At 69.7% G+C, this 17,635-nt stretch carries 16 protein-coding genes; 10 read left to right on the plus strand and 6 right to left on the minus strand.

The window, feature by feature from the left end; genetic code table 11:
• The first annotated feature begins 3 nt into the window (after nt 1–3).
• Nucleotides 4–1,719 (plus strand): alpha/beta fold hydrolase, encoded by a 1,716-nt coding sequence (locus MKK52_RS16655; RefSeq protein ID WP_243955676.1) that lies wholly within the window; start codon nt 4–6, stop codon nt 1,717–1,719.
• A gap of 84 nt (nt 1,720–1,803) precedes the next feature.
• On the opposite strand, the gene MKK52_RS16660 is transcribed toward MKK52_RS16655, so the two are convergent.
• Nucleotides 1,804–5,508: a vitamin B12-dependent ribonucleotide reductase gene (locus tag MKK52_RS16660; RefSeq protein WP_243955678.1), complete on the minus strand. Its 3,705-nt coding sequence runs from the start codon at nt 5,506–5,508 to the stop codon at nt 1,804–1,806.
• Between the two features lie 481 nt (nt 5,509–5,989).
• Between MKK52_RS16660 and MKK52_RS16665 the strand changes: the two genes are divergently transcribed.
• Both MKK52_RS16665 and MKK52_RS16670 read left to right on the plus strand, forming a co-directional pair.
• Entirely contained in the window at nt 5,990–6,403 is a 414-nt protein-coding gene (locus tag MKK52_RS16665) for an NADH:ubiquinone oxidoreductase subunit NDUFA12 (protein ID WP_243955680.1), read from the plus strand.
• Nucleotides 6,404–6,490: 87 nt separating this feature from the next.
• Nucleotides 6,491–7,141 carry a DUF2155 domain-containing protein gene (locus MKK52_RS16670; RefSeq protein WP_243955681.1) on the plus strand — a complete coding sequence of 217 codons (651 nt, stop codon included), beginning with the start codon at nt 6,491–6,493 and terminating at the stop codon, nt 7,139–7,141.
• A 6-nt stretch (nt 7,142–7,147) separates the two neighbouring features.
• Here MKK52_RS16670 and aat read toward each other — a convergent pair whose 3' ends face one another.
• From aat to MKK52_RS16690, 4 genes are all read right to left on the minus strand, one after another.
• Nucleotides 7,148–7,828: a leucyl/phenylalanyl-tRNA--protein transferase gene (gene aat, locus MKK52_RS16675; RefSeq protein WP_243955682.1), complete on the minus strand. Its 681-nt coding sequence runs from the start codon at nt 7,826–7,828 to the stop codon at nt 7,148–7,150.
• Between the two features lie 57 nt (nt 7,829–7,885).
• On the minus strand, nt 7,886–9,238 hold the full coding sequence (gene accC, locus MKK52_RS16680; protein ID WP_243955683.1) for an acetyl-CoA carboxylase biotin carboxylase subunit: 1,353 nt from the start codon (nt 9,236–9,238) through the stop codon (nt 7,886–7,888).
• Between the two features lie 20 nt (nt 9,239–9,258).
• Nucleotides 9,259–9,726, minus strand: a complete 468-nt coding sequence (accB, locus tag MKK52_RS16685; RefSeq protein WP_243955684.1) for an acetyl-CoA carboxylase biotin carboxyl carrier protein — start codon at nt 9,724–9,726, stop codon at nt 9,259–9,261.
• 162 nt (nt 9,727–9,888) lie between these two features.
• Nucleotides 9,889–10,665, minus strand: coding sequence for a DsbA family protein (locus tag MKK52_RS16690; RefSeq protein WP_243955685.1), 777 nt, complete (start codon nt 10,663–10,665; stop codon nt 9,889–9,891).
• A gap of 123 nt (nt 10,666–10,788) precedes the next feature.
• Here MKK52_RS16690 and MKK52_RS16695 point away from each other — a divergent pair, with 123 nt between their 5' ends.
• Nucleotides 10,789–11,943: a pyridoxal phosphate-dependent aminotransferase gene (locus tag MKK52_RS16695; RefSeq protein ID WP_243955686.1), complete on the plus strand. Its 1,155-nt coding sequence runs from the start codon at nt 10,789–10,791 to the stop codon at nt 11,941–11,943.
• Between the two features lie 6 nt (nt 11,944–11,949).
• Here MKK52_RS16695 and gph read toward each other — a convergent pair whose 3' ends face one another.
• Entirely contained in the window at nt 11,950–12,627 is a 678-nt protein-coding gene (gph, locus tag MKK52_RS16700) for a phosphoglycolate phosphatase (RefSeq protein ID WP_243955688.1), read from the minus strand.
• 127 nt (nt 12,628–12,754) lie between these two features.
• Here gph and MKK52_RS16705 point away from each other — a divergent pair, with 127 nt between their 5' ends.
• The 6 genes from MKK52_RS16705 to MKK52_RS16730 all read left to right on the plus strand — a co-directional run bounded on the left by MKK52_RS16705 (nt 12,755) and on the right by MKK52_RS16730 (nt 17,607).
• Complete coding sequence (locus MKK52_RS16705; RefSeq protein WP_243955690.1) at nt 12,755–13,219, plus strand: hypothetical protein; 465 nt, start codon at nt 12,755–12,757, stop codon at nt 13,217–13,219.
• A 127-nt stretch (nt 13,220–13,346) separates the two neighbouring features.
• Nucleotides 13,347–14,060, plus strand: a complete 714-nt coding sequence (gene rpiA / locus MKK52_RS16710; RefSeq protein ID WP_243955692.1) for a ribose-5-phosphate isomerase RpiA — start codon at nt 13,347–13,349, stop codon at nt 14,058–14,060.
• 29 nt (nt 14,061–14,089) lie between these two features.
• Nucleotides 14,090–14,632, plus strand: a complete 543-nt coding sequence (locus MKK52_RS16715; RefSeq protein WP_243955694.1) for a DUF2059 domain-containing protein — start codon at nt 14,090–14,092, stop codon at nt 14,630–14,632.
• A gap of 6 nt (nt 14,633–14,638) precedes the next feature.
• Nucleotides 14,639–15,853: an O-antigen ligase family protein gene (locus tag MKK52_RS16720; protein ID WP_243955696.1), complete on the plus strand. Its 1,215-nt coding sequence runs from the start codon at nt 14,639–14,641 to the stop codon at nt 15,851–15,853.
• Nucleotides 15,850–17,229, plus strand: a complete 1,380-nt coding sequence (gor, locus tag MKK52_RS16725) for a glutathione-disulfide reductase (RefSeq protein WP_243955698.1) — start codon at nt 15,850–15,852, stop codon at nt 17,227–17,229. Before MKK52_RS16720 ends, gor begins: the two co-directional genes overlap by 4 nt.
• A gap of 54 nt (nt 17,230–17,283) precedes the next feature.
• The gene (locus MKK52_RS16730) at nt 17,284–17,607 is read left to right on the plus strand and encodes an RNA polymerase sigma factor region1.1 domain-containing protein (protein WP_243955700.1); all 324 of its coding nucleotides are present in this window, start codon (nt 17,284–17,286) and stop codon (nt 17,605–17,607) included.
• Nucleotides 17,608–17,635: the final 28 nt, after the last annotated feature.

Consider the following 17,635-nt stretch of genomic DNA (forward strand, 5'->3'; position numbering starts at 1 on the left):
GCGATGACGCTCGCCCGACCCGACACCGATTTCGCCCATTCCACCCCGGCGCCGGCCATGCCCGTCACATTCGATGGTATGCTCGGCTGGTACAGCGCCGGCTTCTCGGGACGGGGCGTCGTGCTCTGCGGCACCCTCGGCTACGAGCAAATCTCGGCCGGGCGCGGCTGGCGGCGCCTCGCCTCCGACCTCACCGCCGCCGGCTACCCGACCTTGCGCTTCGATTACCCGGGCGAGGGCGATTCCGCTGATCCCGCCAGCGCCGATGTCGAGACCTTGGTCACCGCCATCGGCAAGGCGGTCCGCTTCATGCGGGAGCAGGGCGGCGCCGAGGAGATCGTCCTCGTCGGCCTCCGCCTCGGCGCCACCCTCGCCGCGCTGGCTGCCGAAGAGGGCGGCATTGACCGGCTGGTGCTGCTCGCGCCCTTCGCCTCCGGCCGCGCCTATCTGCGCGAGATGACGATCCGCACCAAGACCATCGACCAATTGCCGGATGGTCGCCCCTTCCCGCAGGACCCGGCGGCGCCGGTCTTCGGCGGCTTCCGCCCGGCGCCCTCGCTGCTCGCGAGCCTTGCCACGGTCGACCTCGCCAAGCGCCCCCCGGCCCCCGTGCCGGATGTGCTCTGGCTCGGGCCGGACCCGGCCGGGCTCGCCGCCCGCCTGCGCGCGGGGGGCAGCACCGTGACGACGGGGCCGTTCCCCGGCCTCGCGCCGTTCCTCTCGAACGCCCTGATCTCCGAGACCCCCACGAATGTCTTCGCCACGGTGGCGGGTTTTGTCGCGCAGGGCGCCCCCGCGTCGTTCGGCAGCCCGAGCCTCGCCCCGGCCGCCTCGCCGATCACCGGTTCGGGCTGGAGCGAGACCGTGATCCGCTTCGCCGACAATGTCGGCATCGTCTGTGCCCCCGAGAGCCCCGCCCCGGACACGCCGGCCGTGCTGTTCCTCAATTCCGGGGTGAACCCGCGCTCCGGTTACGGGCGCCAGACCACGGAACTCGCCCGCCACCTCGCCGCCGAAGGCGTGCGGTCGCTCCGCATGGACATGCGCGGCGTCGGCGATGCCGAGGACAGGCCGGACAAGGCACCGCCCCTCTACACCCTCGACGCCCTGCCGGAGGCCCGCGCCGGCATCGACCGCCTGGACGAGGGCAACGGCGTCGTCGTCACCGGCAATTGCAGCGGCGCCTTCTTCGGCTTCCACCTCATCTGCACCGACCCGCGCGTGCGGGCGGCCGTGATCTCGAACCTGTATTGCTTCGATTGGGATCCGGCGAACGACCTCGCGGCGGCCCTGAAGCCGAGCTTCCGCAGCCCGGCGGCCTATGCCTCTCTGCTTAAGCAAAAGGATGCGTGGCGCCGCGTCCTGCGCGGTGAAGTGAAGGTCCGCGCCATCGCCGGGCGGCTCGCCGGGATCGCGATGGGCCGGCTGCGCCAGATCGCGGGGAAGATCATGCAGCCCTTCCCCTCCGCGACCAGCGTCGCGGGCCGTATCGCCGCCTTCCGCAAGCGGGGCGCCAAGCTCGTCCTCGTCTTCAGCGCGGGGGAATCCGGCATCGGCGAGGTGGCGGTCCATCTCGGACGCTCGCCCGCGACGGTGGCCCGGCGCCTCGGCCACGACATGGTCGTGCTGTCCGACACCGACCACAACATGAGCACGCAAGGCGCTCAAGACCGGATGCGCCGCCTCATCACCGATACGCTCGCTTCCACGCGCCGCTGATCGCCGCCGGCCAGGACTGAAACGAGAAACCCCGCCCGGCTCATCAGCCGGGCGGGGTTTCTTTTTATCGCGGTGCCGGAGGGTTTACGAGCAGCCCGTGGTGCCGCCGCAGGTGTCGCACTTCAGGCAGGTCCCGTTGCGCACGAGGGTGAAGTTCGCGCATTCCGGGCAGGCCTCGCCGACATAGCCCTTCATCTTCGCCTCGGCCCGGCGATCCTCCACCGTGCGCGTCGGCGCGGCGAAGGGCAGGGTCTCGGCGATCTGCGCCATCTCGACGGGCTCAGCCTTCAGGGCCGTGGCGCCGCGCATGGCGTGGACCGTGCCGACGGATGTCGCCGGAGAGACGGCGAGGGTCGCCCCCGCCGGGCCGCCCTGGATCACGGTCAGCCGGTCCGCCGAGCCGCGCAGCAGGCCGCGCGACACGATGGAGGCCGCCGAGGTCGACTTCGGCCCCTCGCGGGTGGTGTCGCCCGCCTCACCGCCGCCGAGCACCGTGTTGCCGATCTCGTTCGGGTTGACGTGGGCGAGGTCCGTGCGGCCGAGATACGAGATCGCCAGCTCGCGGAACACGTAGTCCAGAAGCGAGGTCGCGTTCTTGATCGCGTCGTTGCCCTGCACGAAGCCCGACGGCTCGAAGCGCGTGAAGGTGAAGGCCTCCACGAACTCCTCCAGCGGCACGCCGTACTGCAGGCCCAGCGAGATCGCGATGGCGAAGTTGTTCATCAGGCTGCGGAAGGCGGCGCCTTCCTTGTGCATGTCGATGAAGATCTCGCCGAGGCGTCCGTCGTCGTACTCGCCGGTGCGCAGGTAGACCTTGTGGCCGCCCACGACCGCCTTCTGGGTGTAGCCCTTGCGCCGACCGGGCAGCTTCTCCCGCGAGCGGATGCGCTCCACCCGTTCGATCACCCGCTCCACGATCCGCTCGGCCGCCGCCGCCGCCTTGGCCGCCGCCGGGGCCTGAACCAGGGCCTCGATCGCCTCGTCGGCATCCTCGTCCTCGTCCGCGATGAGCGCCGAGTTGAGGGGCTGCGAGAGCTTCGAGCCGTCGCGGTAGAGAGCGTTCGCCTTGAGGGCGAGGCGCCAGGACAGCAGGTAGGCCGCCTTGCAATCCTCGACCGTGGCGTCGTTCGGCATGTTGATCGTCTTGGAGATCGCCCCCGAGATGAACGGCTGGGCCGCTGCCATCATGCGGATGTGGCTCTCCACCGAGAGATACCGCTTGCCGATCCGCCCGCAGGGGTTGGCGCAATCGAAGACCGCGTAATGCTCGGTCTTCAGGAACGGCGCGCCTTCCAGCGTCATCGCCCCGCAGACATGGGTGTTGGCGGCCTCGATCTCCTTTTTGCCGAAGCCCAGGAAGGGCAGCAGCTCGAAGGTCGGGTCGGCCAGCTTCTCGGCCGGGACCTTGAGGGTCTGGGTCAGGAAGTCGTCGCCGAGCGTCCAGCGGTTGAACACGAACTTGATGTCGAAGGCTGACTTCAGCCCCTTCTCCACCGAGGCGATCTTCTCGTCGGTGAACCCCTTGGCGCGCAGGGTCGAGGGGTTGACGCCCGGCGCTTGACCCATCGAGCCATGGCCGACCGCGTAGGCCTCGATCTCGGCGATCTCGCTCTCCCGGTAGCCCAGCGTCCGCAGGGCGTCCGGCACGGCGCGGTTGATGATCTTGAAGTAGCCGCCGCCCGCGAGCTTCTTGAACTTCACCAGGGCGAAGTCGGGCTCGATGCCGGTGGTGTCGCAATCCATCACGAGGCCGATCGTGCCGGTGGGCGCGATCACGGTCGCCTGGGCGTTGCGGTAGCCGTGCTCCTCTCCTAGCGCGAGCGCGCGGTCCCAGGCCACACGGGCACGCTCGCCCAGGTCGCCCTGCGGGATGTTGGCATGGTCCAGCGGGACCGGCGCGATGTTCAGGAACTCGTAGCCGTCGGCCTCGCCGTGCGCCGCCCGGCGGTGGTTGCGGATCACCCGCAGCATCGCGTCGGCGTTCTCGTCGTAGGCCGGGAAGGCGCCGAGTTCGGCCGCCATCTCCGCCGAGGTCGCATAGGCGACGCCGGTCATGATCGCGGTGAGGGCACCGGCCAGGGCGCGGCCCTCATGCGAGTCGTAGGACAGGCCCATCGTCATCAGCAGGCCGCCGATGTTGGCGTAGCCGAGGCCGAGCGTCCGGTAGCGGTAGGAGAGTTCCGCGATCTCGCGGGACGGGAACTGCGCCATCAGCACCGAGATTTCGAGCACCACCGTCCAGAGGCGGTTGACGTGCTCGTAGCCCTCGACGTCGAACCGCTTCGACTCACGGTCGTAGAGGGTCAGCAGGTTCGTGGAGGCGAGGTTGCAGGCCGTGTCGTCGAGGAACATGTACTCGGAACACGGGTTCGAGGCCCGGATCCGCCCGCCCGCCGGGCAGGTGTGCCAGTCGTTCATCGTGGTGTTGAAGTGCAGGCCCGGATCCGCCGACGCCCAGGCGGCCTCGCCGATCTTCTCCCACAGGTCGCGGGCCTTCAGGGTCTTCGTGACCTTGCCGGTAACGCGGGCGGTGAGGTTCCAATCCTTGTCCTCATCGACGGCGCGCAGGAAGCCGTCGGTCAGGGAGACCGAGTTGTTCGAGTTCTGGCCGGCGACCGTGAGGTAGGCTTCCGAATCCCAATCGGTGTCGTAGACGGGGAACTCGATCTTGGTGAAGCCCTGCTTGGCGAACTGCACCACGCGCTTGATGTAGGCGTCCGGCACCATCGCCTTGCGGGCGGCCTTGATCTCGCGCTTCAGCGCGGGGTTCCGCTCGGCGTCGAAGCAGGCATCGCCCTCGGCCTCGCACTGGGTGCAGGCCTTCATGACGGCGGTGAGGTGCTTCGAGACGACCTTCGAGCCCGTCACCAGGGCGGCGACCTTCTGCTCTTCCTTCACCTTCCAGTCGATGAAGGCTTCGATATCCGGGTGGTCGATGTCGACGATCACCATCTTGGCGGCGCGGCGGGTGGTGCCGCCCGACTTGATGGCGCCCGCCGCGCGGTCGCCGATCTTCAGGAAGGACATCAGGCCGGAGGACTTGCCGCCGCCGCCGAGCTTCTCGTTCTCCGAGCGCAGCATGGAGAAGTTCGAGCCGGTGCCGGAGCCGTACTTGAACAGGCGCGCTTCACGGACCCACAGGTCCATGATGCCGCCCTCGTTCACGAGGTCGTCCTGCACGGACTGGATGAAGCAGGCATGCGGCTGCGGGTGCTCGTAGGCGCTGGCCGAGCGGGTCAACTCGCCGGTGCGGTAGTCGCAGTAGAAGTGGCCCTGGCCCGGCCCGTCGATGCCGTAGGCCCAGTGAAGGCCGGTGTTGAACCATTGCGGAGAGTTCGGCGCCACCATCTGGCGGGCGAGCATGAAGCGCAGCTCGTCCATGAAGGCCGAGGCGTCTTCCTCCGAAGAGAAGTAGCCGCCTTTCCAGCCCCAATAGGTCCAGCAGCCGGCCAGACGGTCGAAGACCTGCGTCGCGGAGATTTCGGAGCCGATGCGCTCCTCCTCCGGCAACTCGGCCAACGCCGCCTCATCCGGCACGGAACGCCACAGGAACGAGGGAACGTCGTTCTCCTCGACCTTCTTCAGCCGGGCCGGCACGCCCGCCTTGCGGAAGTACTTCTGAGCGAGGACGTCGCTCGCGACCTGGCTCCAGCTCTCCGGCACGTCGATGCCGTCGAGGCGGAACACGACCGACCCATCCGGATTACGGATCTCGCTCAGCGTCTTGCGGAACGCGATGGCCGCATAGGGCGACTGCCCGGCCGTGGTGTAGCGACGCTCGAACCGCATTAGTCACACCTCTCCCAACGGGGCACGCGTCCCCGATCCCGCCAGCGGCGGGGGCAGCGGTTCCGACCCGGCCCGCACTGGGCTCGGTTCGGTTCCGCGACGTTAATTTTAGAGACGGGGGCGGCCCACTGAACGCCGTGACCGAAGGGGCACCACCATGTCCGAGAGATTAACGCCTACCCGCCTTTCACGTCAACAAGTGGTGTGCGGGCGGAAGGTTTCCCGCTACATCTTGTGGTGTGCGAGAAATCCCTGTGGATATCCATCGCGCCTCGCCTAAGTGTCGTTCCGGCGTCGATGATTTCCGTCGGGATTATTTTGCGTCCACATGGCAACGCGAGCCGCCCGGAAATGCCGGAGCGTGGCCGTGACATCCGTGCGACAGGTCGGCCGGCCGCAACGCAGCACTGGACTCGCGGGCGCGGCCTGCCCATAACCGCCTCCGACGCGCCCGCGGGCGCGGCCCAGACCGGATCGGGTGATGGCACTTAAAGACACCCTGCTGCGCATCTTCACGTGGTGGAACGGCCAGACCGTCTCGGTCGCCGTCCAAACCGCGCGCTCGGGCATCTTCGTCGGCGAGGACGAGCTGGGGAACAAGTACTACAAGGCGCAGGGCGCGCTGATCGACCGTTCGGTCGGCAGCGAGCGGCGCTGGGTCGTGTACAACGGCTACGCGGACGCCTCGAAGGTGCCGCCGGGCTGGCGCGGCTGGCTGTGCCACAACGTCGATGTGGCGCCGAGCGAGGAACAGTACACGCCCAAGCCCTGGCAGAAGCCGCATGTCGAGAACCAGACCGGCACGGCCAACGCCTACCGGCCGCAGGGCTCGCAGCTCTCCTGGGGCTCGCGTCCCGCCGCGACGGGCGACTACGCCCCCTGGTCGCCGGAATAGGCGCGGCGTAGCGCCCTTTTGCCGCCACCGTTGCGGTGTTGAAACGGGCGCACCTCGCTTAGCCCAGACCGCCGAAAGGCAGACGCCTTGAGCCGCACCCTCTTCCGCGCCGTCCGGGCGCTCTGCTTCGGCGCCGCGTGCCTCGCGGCCGTGCCGGCCGTGGCCGACAAGATTAAGAACCCGACGGCGGTGTTCTCCGGCCTCGACAAGATCACCGGCCGCATCGTGTCCTTCGAGGTCGCCGTGGACGAGACCGTCCAGTTCGGCGCCCTTCAGCTCACCCCGCGCGTGTGCTATTCGCGTCCGCCCACCGAGCCGGCCAAGACCACGGCCTTCCTCGAGGTGGACGAAGTGACCCTCGACAACAAGTACCGCCGGATCTTCACCGGCTGGATGTTCGCGTCGAGCCCCGGCCTGCACGCCATCGAGCACCCGATCTACGACGTCTGGCTCGTGGATTGTAAGGGCGGCAGCGACGTGATCGCCGAGGCGAAGGAGCAGGAGGACGTACCGGCCCTCGCGGCGAAGCCCGAGAAGTCGGGCAAGCGCAAGGACGCGACGAAGACCGCCCAGCAGGTCAACTCGGCCGGGCAGGTGGACGTGGAAGCGCCGCGCGGCGTGCCGGTGCAGCCGAAGCAGAAACCCTCGCGGAAATTCTTCCCGTCGAACGAAGGCCCCGCGCCGGCCCCGCCGCCGCCGCCTCAGCCGCAATCGATCTTCGACGCGATCTTCCGGTAGTCGCGGTCACACCTCGACCGGTGCGAGTGCCAGCAGCGCCTGCTCTCCGCTGACGCTGCCGTCCCCCGGCCAGATGCCCCAATCCGCCTCGCCGTCGAGGGCCGTGGCGAGCCGGCGCTTGTAGGCGTGGCGGGGAATCTCCTCCGCGCCGAACTGGGCAAGGTGGTCGGTCACGAATTGCGTGTCGGCCAGCCGGTAGCCGCCCGTCCTCAGCCGCGCCATCAGGTGGACGAGGGCCACCTTCGAGGCGTCGCGGGCGAGGTGGAACATGCTCTCCCCGAAGAAGGCCGCGCCGAGGGAGACTCCGTAAAGCCCGCCGACGAGCCGCTGCGTGTCGCGGGCATAAACCTCGATCGTGTGGACGTAGCCCTCGTCGAACAGCGCGCCGTAGAGGTCGCGGATGCGCCCGTTGATCCAGGTGCGCTCGCTGTCCCGGCGCGGCCCGGCACAGCCCTCGATCACGCCGCCGAAATCGGTGTCGGAGCGGACCTCGAACACGTCCGAGCGGACGGTGCGGGCGAGGCGGCGCGGGATGCGGAACCCATCGAGCGGCAGAATGCCCCGGGCGCGGGGCTCAACCCAGTAGAGCGTCGGATCGTCCGCGTCCTCCGCCATCGGAAAGATCCCGGCGGCATAGGCCTTGAGCAGGATCTCGGGCGTGATGTCGATACGGGCGCCGTCATGCATGGCGGAAATGTCGCCCGGCGCCGCGCGAAAGGCCAGAGGCCCGGGAGCCGCGCGGCGTCAGGTCTTCAGGGCGCCGCTGGCGAGCGCCGTCTCCAGCCAATGGATGTCGTACATGCCGTTCTGCACGTCCTGATTGCGGACCAGGGCACGGAACAGGGGCAGGGTGGTGTCGACACCGTCGATGACGAACTCGTCCAGGGCCCGGCGCAGGCGCATCAGGCACTCGTTCCGGGTGCGGCCGTGGACGATCAGCTTGCCGATGAGCGAATCGTAGTTCGGCGGGATGCGGTAGCCCTGGAAGGCAGCCGAATCCACGCGGACCCCGAGGCCGCCCGGTGGGTGGTAATAGGTGATCAGCCCCGGCGAGGGCCGGAAGGTCTCCGGGTCCTCAGCGTTGATGCGGCACTCGATGGCGTGCCCCTCGACCTTGATGTCGCTCTGCACGACCGAGAGGGGCGCGCCCGCCGCCACACGGATCTGCTCGTTCACGAGGTCGATGCCGGTGATCATCTCCGTCACCGGGTGCTCGACCTGGATCCGGGTGTTCATCTCGATGAAGTAGAAGCGGCCGTCCTCGTACAGGAACTCGACCGTGCCGGCACCGAGATAGCCGAGCTTCTGCATGGCGTTGGCGCAGATGCCGCCGATCTCGGCCCGCATCGCCTCGTTGAGGGCCGGCGAGCCGCCCTCTTCCCACACCTTCTGGTGGCGACGCTGGAGCGAGCAATCGCGCTCGGCGAGGTGGACAGCGCTGCCCTTCCCGTCACCCAACACCTGCACCTCGATGTGGCGCGGCTTTTCGAGATACTTTTCGAGGTAGACCGAATCGTCCCCGAAGGCGGCCTTCGCCTCGGAGCGGGCCATGCCGATGGCCTGATCGAGGTCGGCCTCGGTGCGGGCGACCTTCATGCCGCGACCACCGCCGCCGGAGGCGGCCTTCACCAGCACCGGATAGCCGATCTCGGCGGCGACGCGCTTGGCCTCGTCACCGGTCTCGACCCCGCCCTCGGAGCCGGGAACGCAGGGAATTCCGAGCTTCAGCGCCGTGCGCTTCGCCTCGATCTTGTCGCCCATGATGCGGATATGCTCCGCCTTGGGGCCGATGAAGCCAATCTCGTGATGGGCCAGCACCTCGGCGAAGCGGGCGTTCTCCGAGAGGAAGCCGTAGCCGGGATGGACCGCATCCGCCCCGGTGATCTCGCAGGCCGCGATGATCGAGGGGATGTTGAGGTAGCTGTCGCGCGCGGCGGGCGGACCGATGCACACGCTCTCGTCGGCGAGGCGCACATGCATGGCGTCCGCGTCGGCGGTGGAATGGACCGCCACGGTGGCGATGCCGAGTTCCTTCGCCGCCCGCAGGATTCGCAGCGCGATCTCGCCCCGGTTGGCGATCAGGATCTTGTCGAACATGGCGGCAGCTTCCCGGGGCGTCAGGCGATGACGAGGAGCGCCTCGCCGAACTCGACCGGCTGGCCGTCCTCGACGAAGATCGCCGTCACGGTGCCGGCTCGGGTCGCGACGATCTCGTTGAAGGTCTTCATCGCCTCGATCAGCAGGAGCTTGTCACCGACCTCGACCCGCGAGCCGACATCGATGAAGGCCTTCGCCTCGGGCGAGGGACGCAGATAGGCGGTGCCGACCATGGGGGAGGGCACCGTGCCAGGCTCCGTGCGCGCGGGCTCGGCCGGGGCCAGGGCCGCAGGCATGTGCATCGGCGCGGGCGCCGCCGCCGCGATGGGGGCCGGCGCCGCGACCTGGACGGAAACGGGCTCGATCCGGCGGACCACGCGGATACGCAGGTCACCCTTTTCGACCTCGATCTCGGAGAGACCGGTCTCCGTGACGAGGTGGGCGAGCTCGCGGACGAGCTCGGGATCGATGGAGTCGTGCTTGGGCATCCGGCCTTCTTCGTCTGGCATCGGGTCCGATGTTCCGGCGGGCGGGGGCTCGGGCTCAACCGGGCGCCGGGGGGCACCGCGGTTCGCCGCGGGCACCCGTGGTCTTAGACGACGAGGCCGCCCCGCGACAAGCGGCGATGAACGGTTGTTGCGTCGAATGCCTCAGCAGGAGGCGTGGCCGCACTGACGGACGTCGGCGATGGTCTTGCGCATCGGCTCCACGCCGACCGCGCCGGGGATCACCTCGTCACCGATGATGAAGGCCGGCGTGCCCGATAGGCCGAGGCGGTCGCCGAGCCCGCGATTCTCCGAGAGCGCCGCCTTCACGTCCGGGGACGCCATGTCCTTCTGAAGCTTTGCGGTGTCGAGGCCCATCGACTTGGCGACGTCGAGCGCCTTGGCGCCGTTCACCCGGCCCTTCGACTCGAGCAGCTTCTGGTGGAATTCGAAGAGCTTGTCGCCCTTCAGCTGCTGCGCCACGGCCATGGCCACCTGGCTCGCCTCAAGCGATTCCGGGCCAAGCACGGGGAAGTCCTTGATGACGACCCGCAGCTTCGGGTCCGACTTGATCAACGCTTGCACGTCGCCGAGCGCCTTGCGGCAGTAGCCGCAATTGTAATCGAAGAACTCCACCAGGGTGACGTCGCCCGTCGGGTTGCCGCCCACCACGTCGTGCTTGCCGTTCACAAGCATCTCGCGGGATTCCTTGAGGGCGGCGGCCTGGGCGAGGCGCTGCGTCTCGACCTGCCGCTTCTCAGCCTCGGCGAGGGCGTCCTGCAGGACCTCGGGGTTCTTGACGAGGTATTCCTTGATGATCCCCTCGATGGCCGAGCGCTGCGCGTCGGTGAAGGGCGCGGCGGCTTCCTGGGCCAGGGCGGTGGCGGACGCGCCGAGGCTCAGGACGAGCGCGAGGGCGGGCAGGGAACGGGTGAAGGGCATGGATCCTCGCGGGACGCGGGCGTCTGACAGGCGCGAGCCTATGAGGGAGGGGTTTGGCGTTTTCGCGGCGCGCGGTCAAATAGCCCGTCTGCGCCCGCCGGGCGCGTGAACCCGTCGGATCCCATGCCGCAACCGTCCCGCCGTGCCGCCTCCGTCGCACCGTTCATGGTGATGGACGTGATGAGCGCCGCCGCCGCCAGGGAACGCTCCGGCCTCGACGTGGTGCATATGGAAGTGGGCCAGCCCTCGGCGGGCGCCCCGCGCCCGGTGGTCGAGGCCGCCCGCCAGGCGCTCACCCTCGGCCGCGTGCCCTACACGGAGGCACTGGGTCTGCCGGCGCTGCGCGAGCGCATCGCGCGGGACTACCGGACGCGCTACGGCGTCACGGTGGCCCCGGAGCAGGTCGTGGTGACGACCGGCTCCTCGGCGGGCTTCCTCCTCGCCTTCATGGCCCTGTTCGATGCGGGCGACCGGGTCGGCGTGCCGCAGCCGGGCTATCCGGCCTATCGCAACATCCTCGCCTCGCTCGGCGTCGAGCCGGTGCCGATGGTCCTGCGCGAGCAGGACCGCTTTGCCCCCACCGCCGCCCTGCTGCAGGCGACTCACGAGGCGAGCAACCTGAACGGCGTGCTCGTGATGAGCCCGGCGAACCCGTCGGGAACGGTGATCGTGCCCGAAGCGCTGGCCGACCTCTGCGCCCGTGCCCGGAGCCTCGGGCTGCCGCTCATCTCGGACGAGATCTACCACGGCCTCACTTACGGGGCGCCGGCCGCCACCGCGCTCCAGTTCGAGCCGGATGCGGTGATCATCAACTCCTTTTCGAAGTACCATTGCATGACGGGCTGGCGCATCGGCTGGATGGTCGTGCCGGAGAGCCTGCTGCGCGCCGTCGAGCGGCTGGCGCAGAACCTCTACATCTCGGCCCCCTACCTCTCGCAGGTCGGGGCGCTCGCCGCGTTCGACGCGACGGAGGAGCTGGAAGCCGTCCGCGAGGGCTATGCCCGTAACCGCGCCATCCTGCTCGACGCCTTACCCGGCCTCGGCCTCGGCAAGGTCCATCCGGCGGACGGGGCGTTCTACATCTACGCGGACGTGTCGAACCTGACGAACGACGCCGCCGGCTTCTGCCGCCGGATGCTGGACGAGGCTGGCATCGCCTCGACGCCCGGCCTCGATTTCGACCCCGCCGCCGGGGGCCACCATGTCCGCTTCTCCTTCGCCGGATCGGAGAAGGATTGCCGCGATACGGTGGCCCGCCTCAGGACATGGCTCGCCTGAGCCTTTTCAGGCCACGCGCACCAGCGAGGTGACGGCCTCGTGCAACTCCGAGAAGTGCTCGATCACCCGGTCGGGCCCGAGTTTGGAGACGGGGGTGTCGGTGTAGCCGAACGTGACCGCCACCACCGGGATGCCCGCCGCCTTGGCGGTATCGATGTCGGTGCGGGAATCGCCCACCATCACGGCGCGGGCCGGATCGCCGCCCGCGCGCTTGATCGTGCCGGTGAGGTGGCGCGGATCGGGCTTCGATTGCGGGAACGTGTCCCGGCCGCAGATGGCGGCGAAGCGCTCGGCGATGCCGAGCAGGCCCAGCAGCTTCACCGACTGCCCCTCGTACTTGTTCGTGCAGACGGCGAGCCGGAAGCCCGACGCCTCCAGCCGGTCCAGCGCCTGCACGACGCCGTCGAACAGGTGCGAGGAATCGGCCAGATGCTCGCCGTAATGGGCGATGAAGTCGTCGAACAGCCGCTCGTGCTCGGCCGGGCCGATCTCGCGCCCCTCGGCCTCGAAGCCGCGCTTGATCAGGGCCTTGGCCCCGGCGCCGATCAATTCGCGCGCTTGTGAAAGGGGAAGCTCGGCAAGGCCCTCGCGGGTCAGGAGCACGTTCAGCGTGCCAATTAGGTCGCCCGCCGTCTCGGCGAGGGTGCCGTCGAGGTCGAACACGGCGATGGGCGGGGCGGCCATGGCAAGATCCGTCTGTCAGGGAATGGCGCCTCGCTATCTGGCCGGTGGCGGCCCGGCAAGGTGCGCCATGCCTAAGACTTGCCCGAAACCTCAGCGAGACCGGAGGCTTCCCTCTACCGGATGTCCCATGCGCCCGATCCTGCCGACGCTTCTCGTCTGTGCCACGCTGCACGCCTTGCCGGCTCTGGCGTCCTCGTATGAATTCGTGCCCGCGCCGCAGACCGATCTGAACCGCATGTACCGGGTCGACAAGGTGACGGGCGAAGTCACATCCTGCCAGTACGGGCTTCAGGAATCGGGCGGTGGCATCGGCCAGACCGTGTGCTTCGGCGCGGGTGAGGGCGCGGGCGCGCAGCCCCCGGCGGAATACGGTCTCGTCGCCAGCCGCCACGCCCGCGAGGCCGGCGTGTTCCGGGTGAACTACCGCACCGGCGAGATGAGCATCTGCTTCGTGTTGGTGAAGAAGGAGCAGGTGGTCTGCACCCAGCAATCGAAGGCTGGCGCCGAGGCGCAGGACGGCACGCCCGTCCCCGGCATCTCCACCGGGCGGCCGGGCCCCGGCGCCACGCCCCCACAGGGTGGCCGTCCGTGATACCGGCTTCGCGCGAGTCCCGTTCCGGTCGGGCGGCCGGCATGGTAGGGGCGCGGCGAACGTCCCTCAGGGCCAGCCCGATCATGCGCGTCGTCCACTTCGCTCAGACTTCCCGGAACCGTCGTCCATGAGCGGGCCCGACCTTCGCCGGGCCGCCGCCGCCCGCGCCCTCGAACTGGTCGAGCCGGGGATGCGCCTCGGCCTCGGCACCGGCTCGACCGCCGCCGCCTTCGTGGACCTCCTTGGCGCGCGGGTGCGCGACGGGCTCGACGTGGTCGGCGTGCCGACATCCGAGGCGACCCGGCGTCAGGCCCAGGGGCTCGGCATCCGCCTCGCCACCCTGGACGAGCTTCCGCACCTCGATCTCACCATCGACGGGGCGGACGAGGTCGACAACAACCTGCGCCTCATCAAGGGCGGCGGCGCCGCGCTGCTGCGCGAGAAGATCGTTGCCTGCGCCAGCCACCGGATGGTGGTGATCGCGGATGCGTCCAAGCACGTCGCGACGCTCGGCGCCTTCCCGCTCCCCATCGAAGTGAACCTGTTCGGCCTCACCGCGACCCAGCAGGCGGTCGAGGAAGCGATCGCCGCCGCCGGCTGCCGGGGGCCGGTCGATTTGCGCCTCGGCCCGGATGGCCATCCGGTGAAGACCGATGGCGGCCACGTCATCCTCGATGCCAAGCTCGGCCGCATCCCCGATCCCGAACGGCTGGGCACCGCCCTCTGGTCCGTGCCAGGCGTGGTCGAGCACGGACTCTTCCTCGGAATCGCGACCGCCGCGATCCTCGCCGCCGATGTCGGCGGGCAAGCCGAGGTCACGATCCTCGGCCGCCTCGCCTGAACCGCTCCTCGCAACGACGGAACCCGCTGATGTCCCGCCTCCTCGCCGCCCTGGTCGGCCTCGCCCTCGCGGCTCCCTGCCTGCCGGCCCTGGCCCAGGCCAAGAAGCCCGCCGCCCCGTTGCCGGCCGCCAACACCCCGGCCGGGCCGACCTATACGGCCAACCACCTCGCCCTCGCCCGCGAGGTGATGCTCTCCTCAGGCATCGCGCGCTCGTTCGATTCGATCATTCCGTCCTTCGCGGACCAGATCCGCAAGCAGGCCGTCACCCGGCCGGAGCTGCAGAAGGACCTCGATGAGGTGCTGGTTGCCCTCCAGCCGGAGATGGAGCTGCAGAAGCAGCGGATGATCGACATCGCCGCGCGAACCTACGCGGCGAAGTTCTCCGAGCCCGAACTCAACGACATCGCGAACTTCTTCCGCTCGCCCGCCGGCAAGCGCTACGTCGAGATGCAGCCGGCCCTTCTGGACGAGATGGTCCGCGCCATGCAGGGCTGGACCGAGGAGGTCTCGGAATACATCATGATCCGCGTCCGCGCGGAGATGGGCAAGCGCGGCCACCAGCTTCAGTAAGCCCCCATGCACGCGGCCCGGCCGTTCTACGCCCTCGGTGGGGCGGCTCTGGCACTGTTGCCCCTGGCGATGGTGCTCGCCAACCGGTCGAGCCCCGTCGTCGTGGGCATTGCAGCGCTCGCCTTCCTCGCCGGCCGCTGGCGCGAGGGGGGCGGCGACACGCCGGCCCTGCTCATCGGCCCGCTCAGGACGCCGCTGGGGCTCGCCGCCCTGGCCTTCCTTGCGTGGAGCCTCGTCTCCATCGCGTGGAGCCCGTTTCCGGCTCTGTCCTTGCGCATCCTCGGCGAATTCCTGCCGACGCTGATCGGGGCCTATCTGCTGGCGCGGCTCGCGCCGGGGCGCATCCCGGAAATCGCCCTGCCGCTTGGCTGCCTCGTGATCGTGGCGTCGGGCCTGTTCGTGGCCATCGACCTCGCCTACGACCTGCCGGTGGAGCGAGCGTTCGGCCGCCGGGCCGCGGCCTTCGTGCACAACCGGCCCGTGCTGACCCTCGACCTCGTGGCCGGGCCCCTTGCCCTGTTGCTGTGGCGGTCGCAGAGGCGGGTGGCCGCCCTCGCGACGCTCGGCTTCGCCGGCCTCGGCATCCTGCGCTCGATCAGCGGCGCGGCGATGATGGGACTGGCGGCGGGCCCCGCCATGGCGGGGCTCGGCCGCGTGCTGCCACGCAAGGCGGGTGTGGCCCTCGCCGGCCTCGGGCTCGGCCTCGCCGTGGCGCTGGCGCCCGTCGAGGGCGATCTCCTCGCCCGGCTCATGCCCGAGGCGGCGCACCAGCAACTGACGCAATCCTCGTCGCGGGCGCGGGTCGCCATCGCCCGCAGCTTCGGCACGGCGGTCGCCGCCGCGCCGTGGCGCGGCGCGGGCTTCGGCACGAGCGCGCGGTTCGCGGAGACGCCCGTGGCCGCGCAGGTGCCGCCGGACATGCGGATCCTCCTCGGCGTCGGCCACCCGCATAACAGCTTCCTCCAGGTCTGGGCCGAACTCGGCGTGCCGGGGGCGTTCCTCGCGGCTCTGGTCCTGATGCTGATGCTGGCGCGGATCGCCACCCTGCCGGCGGCGGACCTCGCCGTGGCGCTCGGCCTCGTCGCCTGCTCGGCCTCCATCGCCTTCGTGGAGCACAACGGCTGGGCCGGCTGGTGGACGGCCGGGCTCGGTGCTGCCATCACCTGGGCGCGGGCGGCCCGTGCCCGTGTTCGAACACCCGCGACGGATCTGCCGACATGAGCTTCGACGTCGATCTCTTCGTCATCGGTGGCGGCTCGGGCGGTGTCCGGGCGGCGCGCATCGCGGCCGGCTACGGCGCGAAGGTGATGCTGGCCGAGGAATACCGCGTCGGTGGCACCTGCGTGATCCGGGGTTGCGTGCCGAAGAAGCTGATGGTCTATGCCGGCCGCTTCGCCGACGAGTTCGAGGATGCCGCCGGGTTCGGCTGGACGCTCCCGACGCCGCGCTTCGACTGGTCCGTGCTGAAGGCGCGGCGCGACGCCGAAGTCACGCGGCTCGAAGGCATCTACGACGTGAACCTAATGCGGGCGGGCGTCGAGATCGTGCCCGAGCGGGCGGTGATCGAGGACGCCCACACGGTGCATCTGCTGAAGTCGGATCGCCGCGTGCGCGCTGAGCGAATCCTCGTGGCGGTGGGCGCGCATCCGGTGAAGGAGCCGGCCGTGCCGGGGGTAGACCTCGCCATCACCTCGAACGAGGTGTTCGAGTTGGAGAGCCTGCCGGAGCGTATCCTCGTCATCGGCGGCGGCTACATCGCGGTGGAGTTCGCGGGCGTGTTCGCCGCCCTCGGCAGCCGCACCACGCTCCTGCACAGGGGCGACAAGCTGCTGCGCGGCTTCGACGACGAGGTCCGCGACGCCCTGGCCGAGGCCTACGCCAAGCGCATGGACCTCCGCCTCGGGCGCAGCCTGAGCCGGATCGAGCGGCGGGGCTCCGGGCTCACGGCGACGCTCGACGATGGCAGCGTGATCGAGGCCGATCAGGTCCTCCTCGCCACCGGCCGCAAGCCGAACATCGGCGGGCTCGGCCTCGACCGGGTGAGTATCGTACCCGACGCGGCCGGGGCGATCCCCGTCGATCAATTCTCGCGCACCACCGTGCCGTCGATCTTCGCCGTGGGCGACGTGACGAACCGCGCCAACCTCACGCCCGTCGCCATCCGCGAGGGCCACGCCTTCGCCGACACCGAGTTCGGCCGCAAGCCGACCAGCGTCGATCACCACCTCATCCCCACCGCCGTGTTCTCGACGCCCGAGATCGGCACCGTGGGCCTCAGCGAGAGCGCGGCGCGCCAAGCCTGCGAGCGGATCGACGTCTACAAGGCGTCGTTCCGGCCGATGAAGGCGACCCTCTCCGGCCGCGACGAGCGGGTGATCATGAAGGTCATCGTCGATTGCGCGACAGATCGGGTGATGGGCGTGCACCTGTTCGGGCAGGATGCGGGCGAGCTGATCCAGGCGGTCGGCATCGCCGTGACGATGGGGGCCACCAAGGCAGATTTCGACCGGACCATCGCCGTCCACCCCACCGCCGCCGAGGAACTCGTGACGATGCGGGTGCCGGCCGTGACCAAGCATCCGGTGGGAGTCGGTTGACGCTATCGTGTAGCGGGGCCTCGACGCCGTGCGCCCCTGAGCCATATCAGGCGGATGGGCAAACACGGCTCTGGCAACGGAAAACGCGACGACGCCCACGACCGGCGTCAAGCGATCATTGACGGCCTTCTGGCCGAAGCCTTGCGGCCGGCGTTCTCGTATCGCCTGCCCAGCCAGGATGCGCTGCCGGCCGACATCCGGCGGGCCATCGACAGGCTGCTCGCCAAGGCGGAAGCCCAGCGCAGCCGCTGCCTGACCTACGACGACCTGGAAGAGGCGCTGCCGCCCCGGGACGTCTCGGCGGAGGATCTGGAAGCCATCTTCTGGATCCTCGCGGAGCACGGGATCGAGGTGGAGGACGGCGAGCCCGGCCTCTAGCGCAGCCCCCTCGCGATCCGTGAGGAAT

Source organism: Methylobacterium sp. J-067, assembly GCF_022829465.1.
Classification (GTDB): domain Bacteria; phylum Pseudomonadota; class Alphaproteobacteria; order Rhizobiales; family Beijerinckiaceae; genus Methylobacterium; species Methylobacterium litchii.

What these genes read in the sequence shown, in the direction of transcription:
- MKK52_RS16655 (WP_243955676.1), top strand. Translation starts at nt 4, where the DNA reads ATGACGCTCGCCCGACCCGACACCGATTTCGCCCATTCCACCCCGGCG.
- MKK52_RS16660 (WP_243955678.1), bottom strand. Translation starts at nt 5,508, where the DNA reads ATGCGGTTCGAGCGTCGCTACACCACGGCCGGGCAGTCGCCCTATGCG.
- MKK52_RS16665 (WP_243955680.1), top strand. Translation starts at nt 5,990, where the DNA reads ATGGCACTTAAAGACACCCTGCTGCGCATCTTCACGTGGTGGAACGGC.
- aat (WP_243955682.1), bottom strand. Translation starts at nt 7,828, where the DNA reads ATGCATGACGGCGCCCGTATCGACATCACGCCCGAGATCCTGCTCAAG.
- accC (WP_243955683.1), bottom strand. Translation starts at nt 9,238, where the DNA reads ATGTTCGACAAGATCCTGATCGCCAACCGGGGCGAGATCGCGCTGCGA.
- accB (WP_243955684.1), bottom strand. Translation starts at nt 9,726, where the DNA reads ATGCCCAAGCACGACTCCATCGATCCCGAGCTCGTCCGCGAGCTCGCC.
- MKK52_RS16690 (WP_243955685.1), bottom strand. Translation starts at nt 10,665, where the DNA reads ATGCCCTTCACCCGTTCCCTGCCCGCCCTCGCGCTCGTCCTGAGCCTC.
- MKK52_RS16695 (WP_243955686.1), top strand. Translation starts at nt 10,789, where the DNA reads ATGCCGCAACCGTCCCGCCGTGCCGCCTCCGTCGCACCGTTCATGGTG.
- gph (WP_243955688.1), bottom strand. Translation starts at nt 12,627, where the DNA reads ATGGCCGCCCCGCCCATCGCCGTGTTCGACCTCGACGGCACCCTCGCC.
- MKK52_RS16705 (WP_243955690.1), top strand. Translation starts at nt 12,755, where the DNA reads ATGCGCCCGATCCTGCCGACGCTTCTCGTCTGTGCCACGCTGCACGCC.
- rpiA (WP_243955692.1), top strand. Translation starts at nt 13,347, where the DNA reads ATGAGCGGGCCCGACCTTCGCCGGGCCGCCGCCGCCCGCGCCCTCGAA.
- MKK52_RS16715 (WP_243955694.1), top strand. Translation starts at nt 14,090, where the DNA reads ATGTCCCGCCTCCTCGCCGCCCTGGTCGGCCTCGCCCTCGCGGCTCCC.
- MKK52_RS16720 (WP_243955696.1), top strand. Translation starts at nt 14,639, where the DNA reads ATGCACGCGGCCCGGCCGTTCTACGCCCTCGGTGGGGCGGCTCTGGCA.
- gor (WP_243955698.1), top strand. Translation starts at nt 15,850, where the DNA reads ATGAGCTTCGACGTCGATCTCTTCGTCATCGGTGGCGGCTCGGGCGGT.
- MKK52_RS16730 (WP_243955700.1), top strand. Translation starts at nt 17,284, where the DNA reads ATGGGCAAACACGGCTCTGGCAACGGAAAACGCGACGACGCCCACGAC.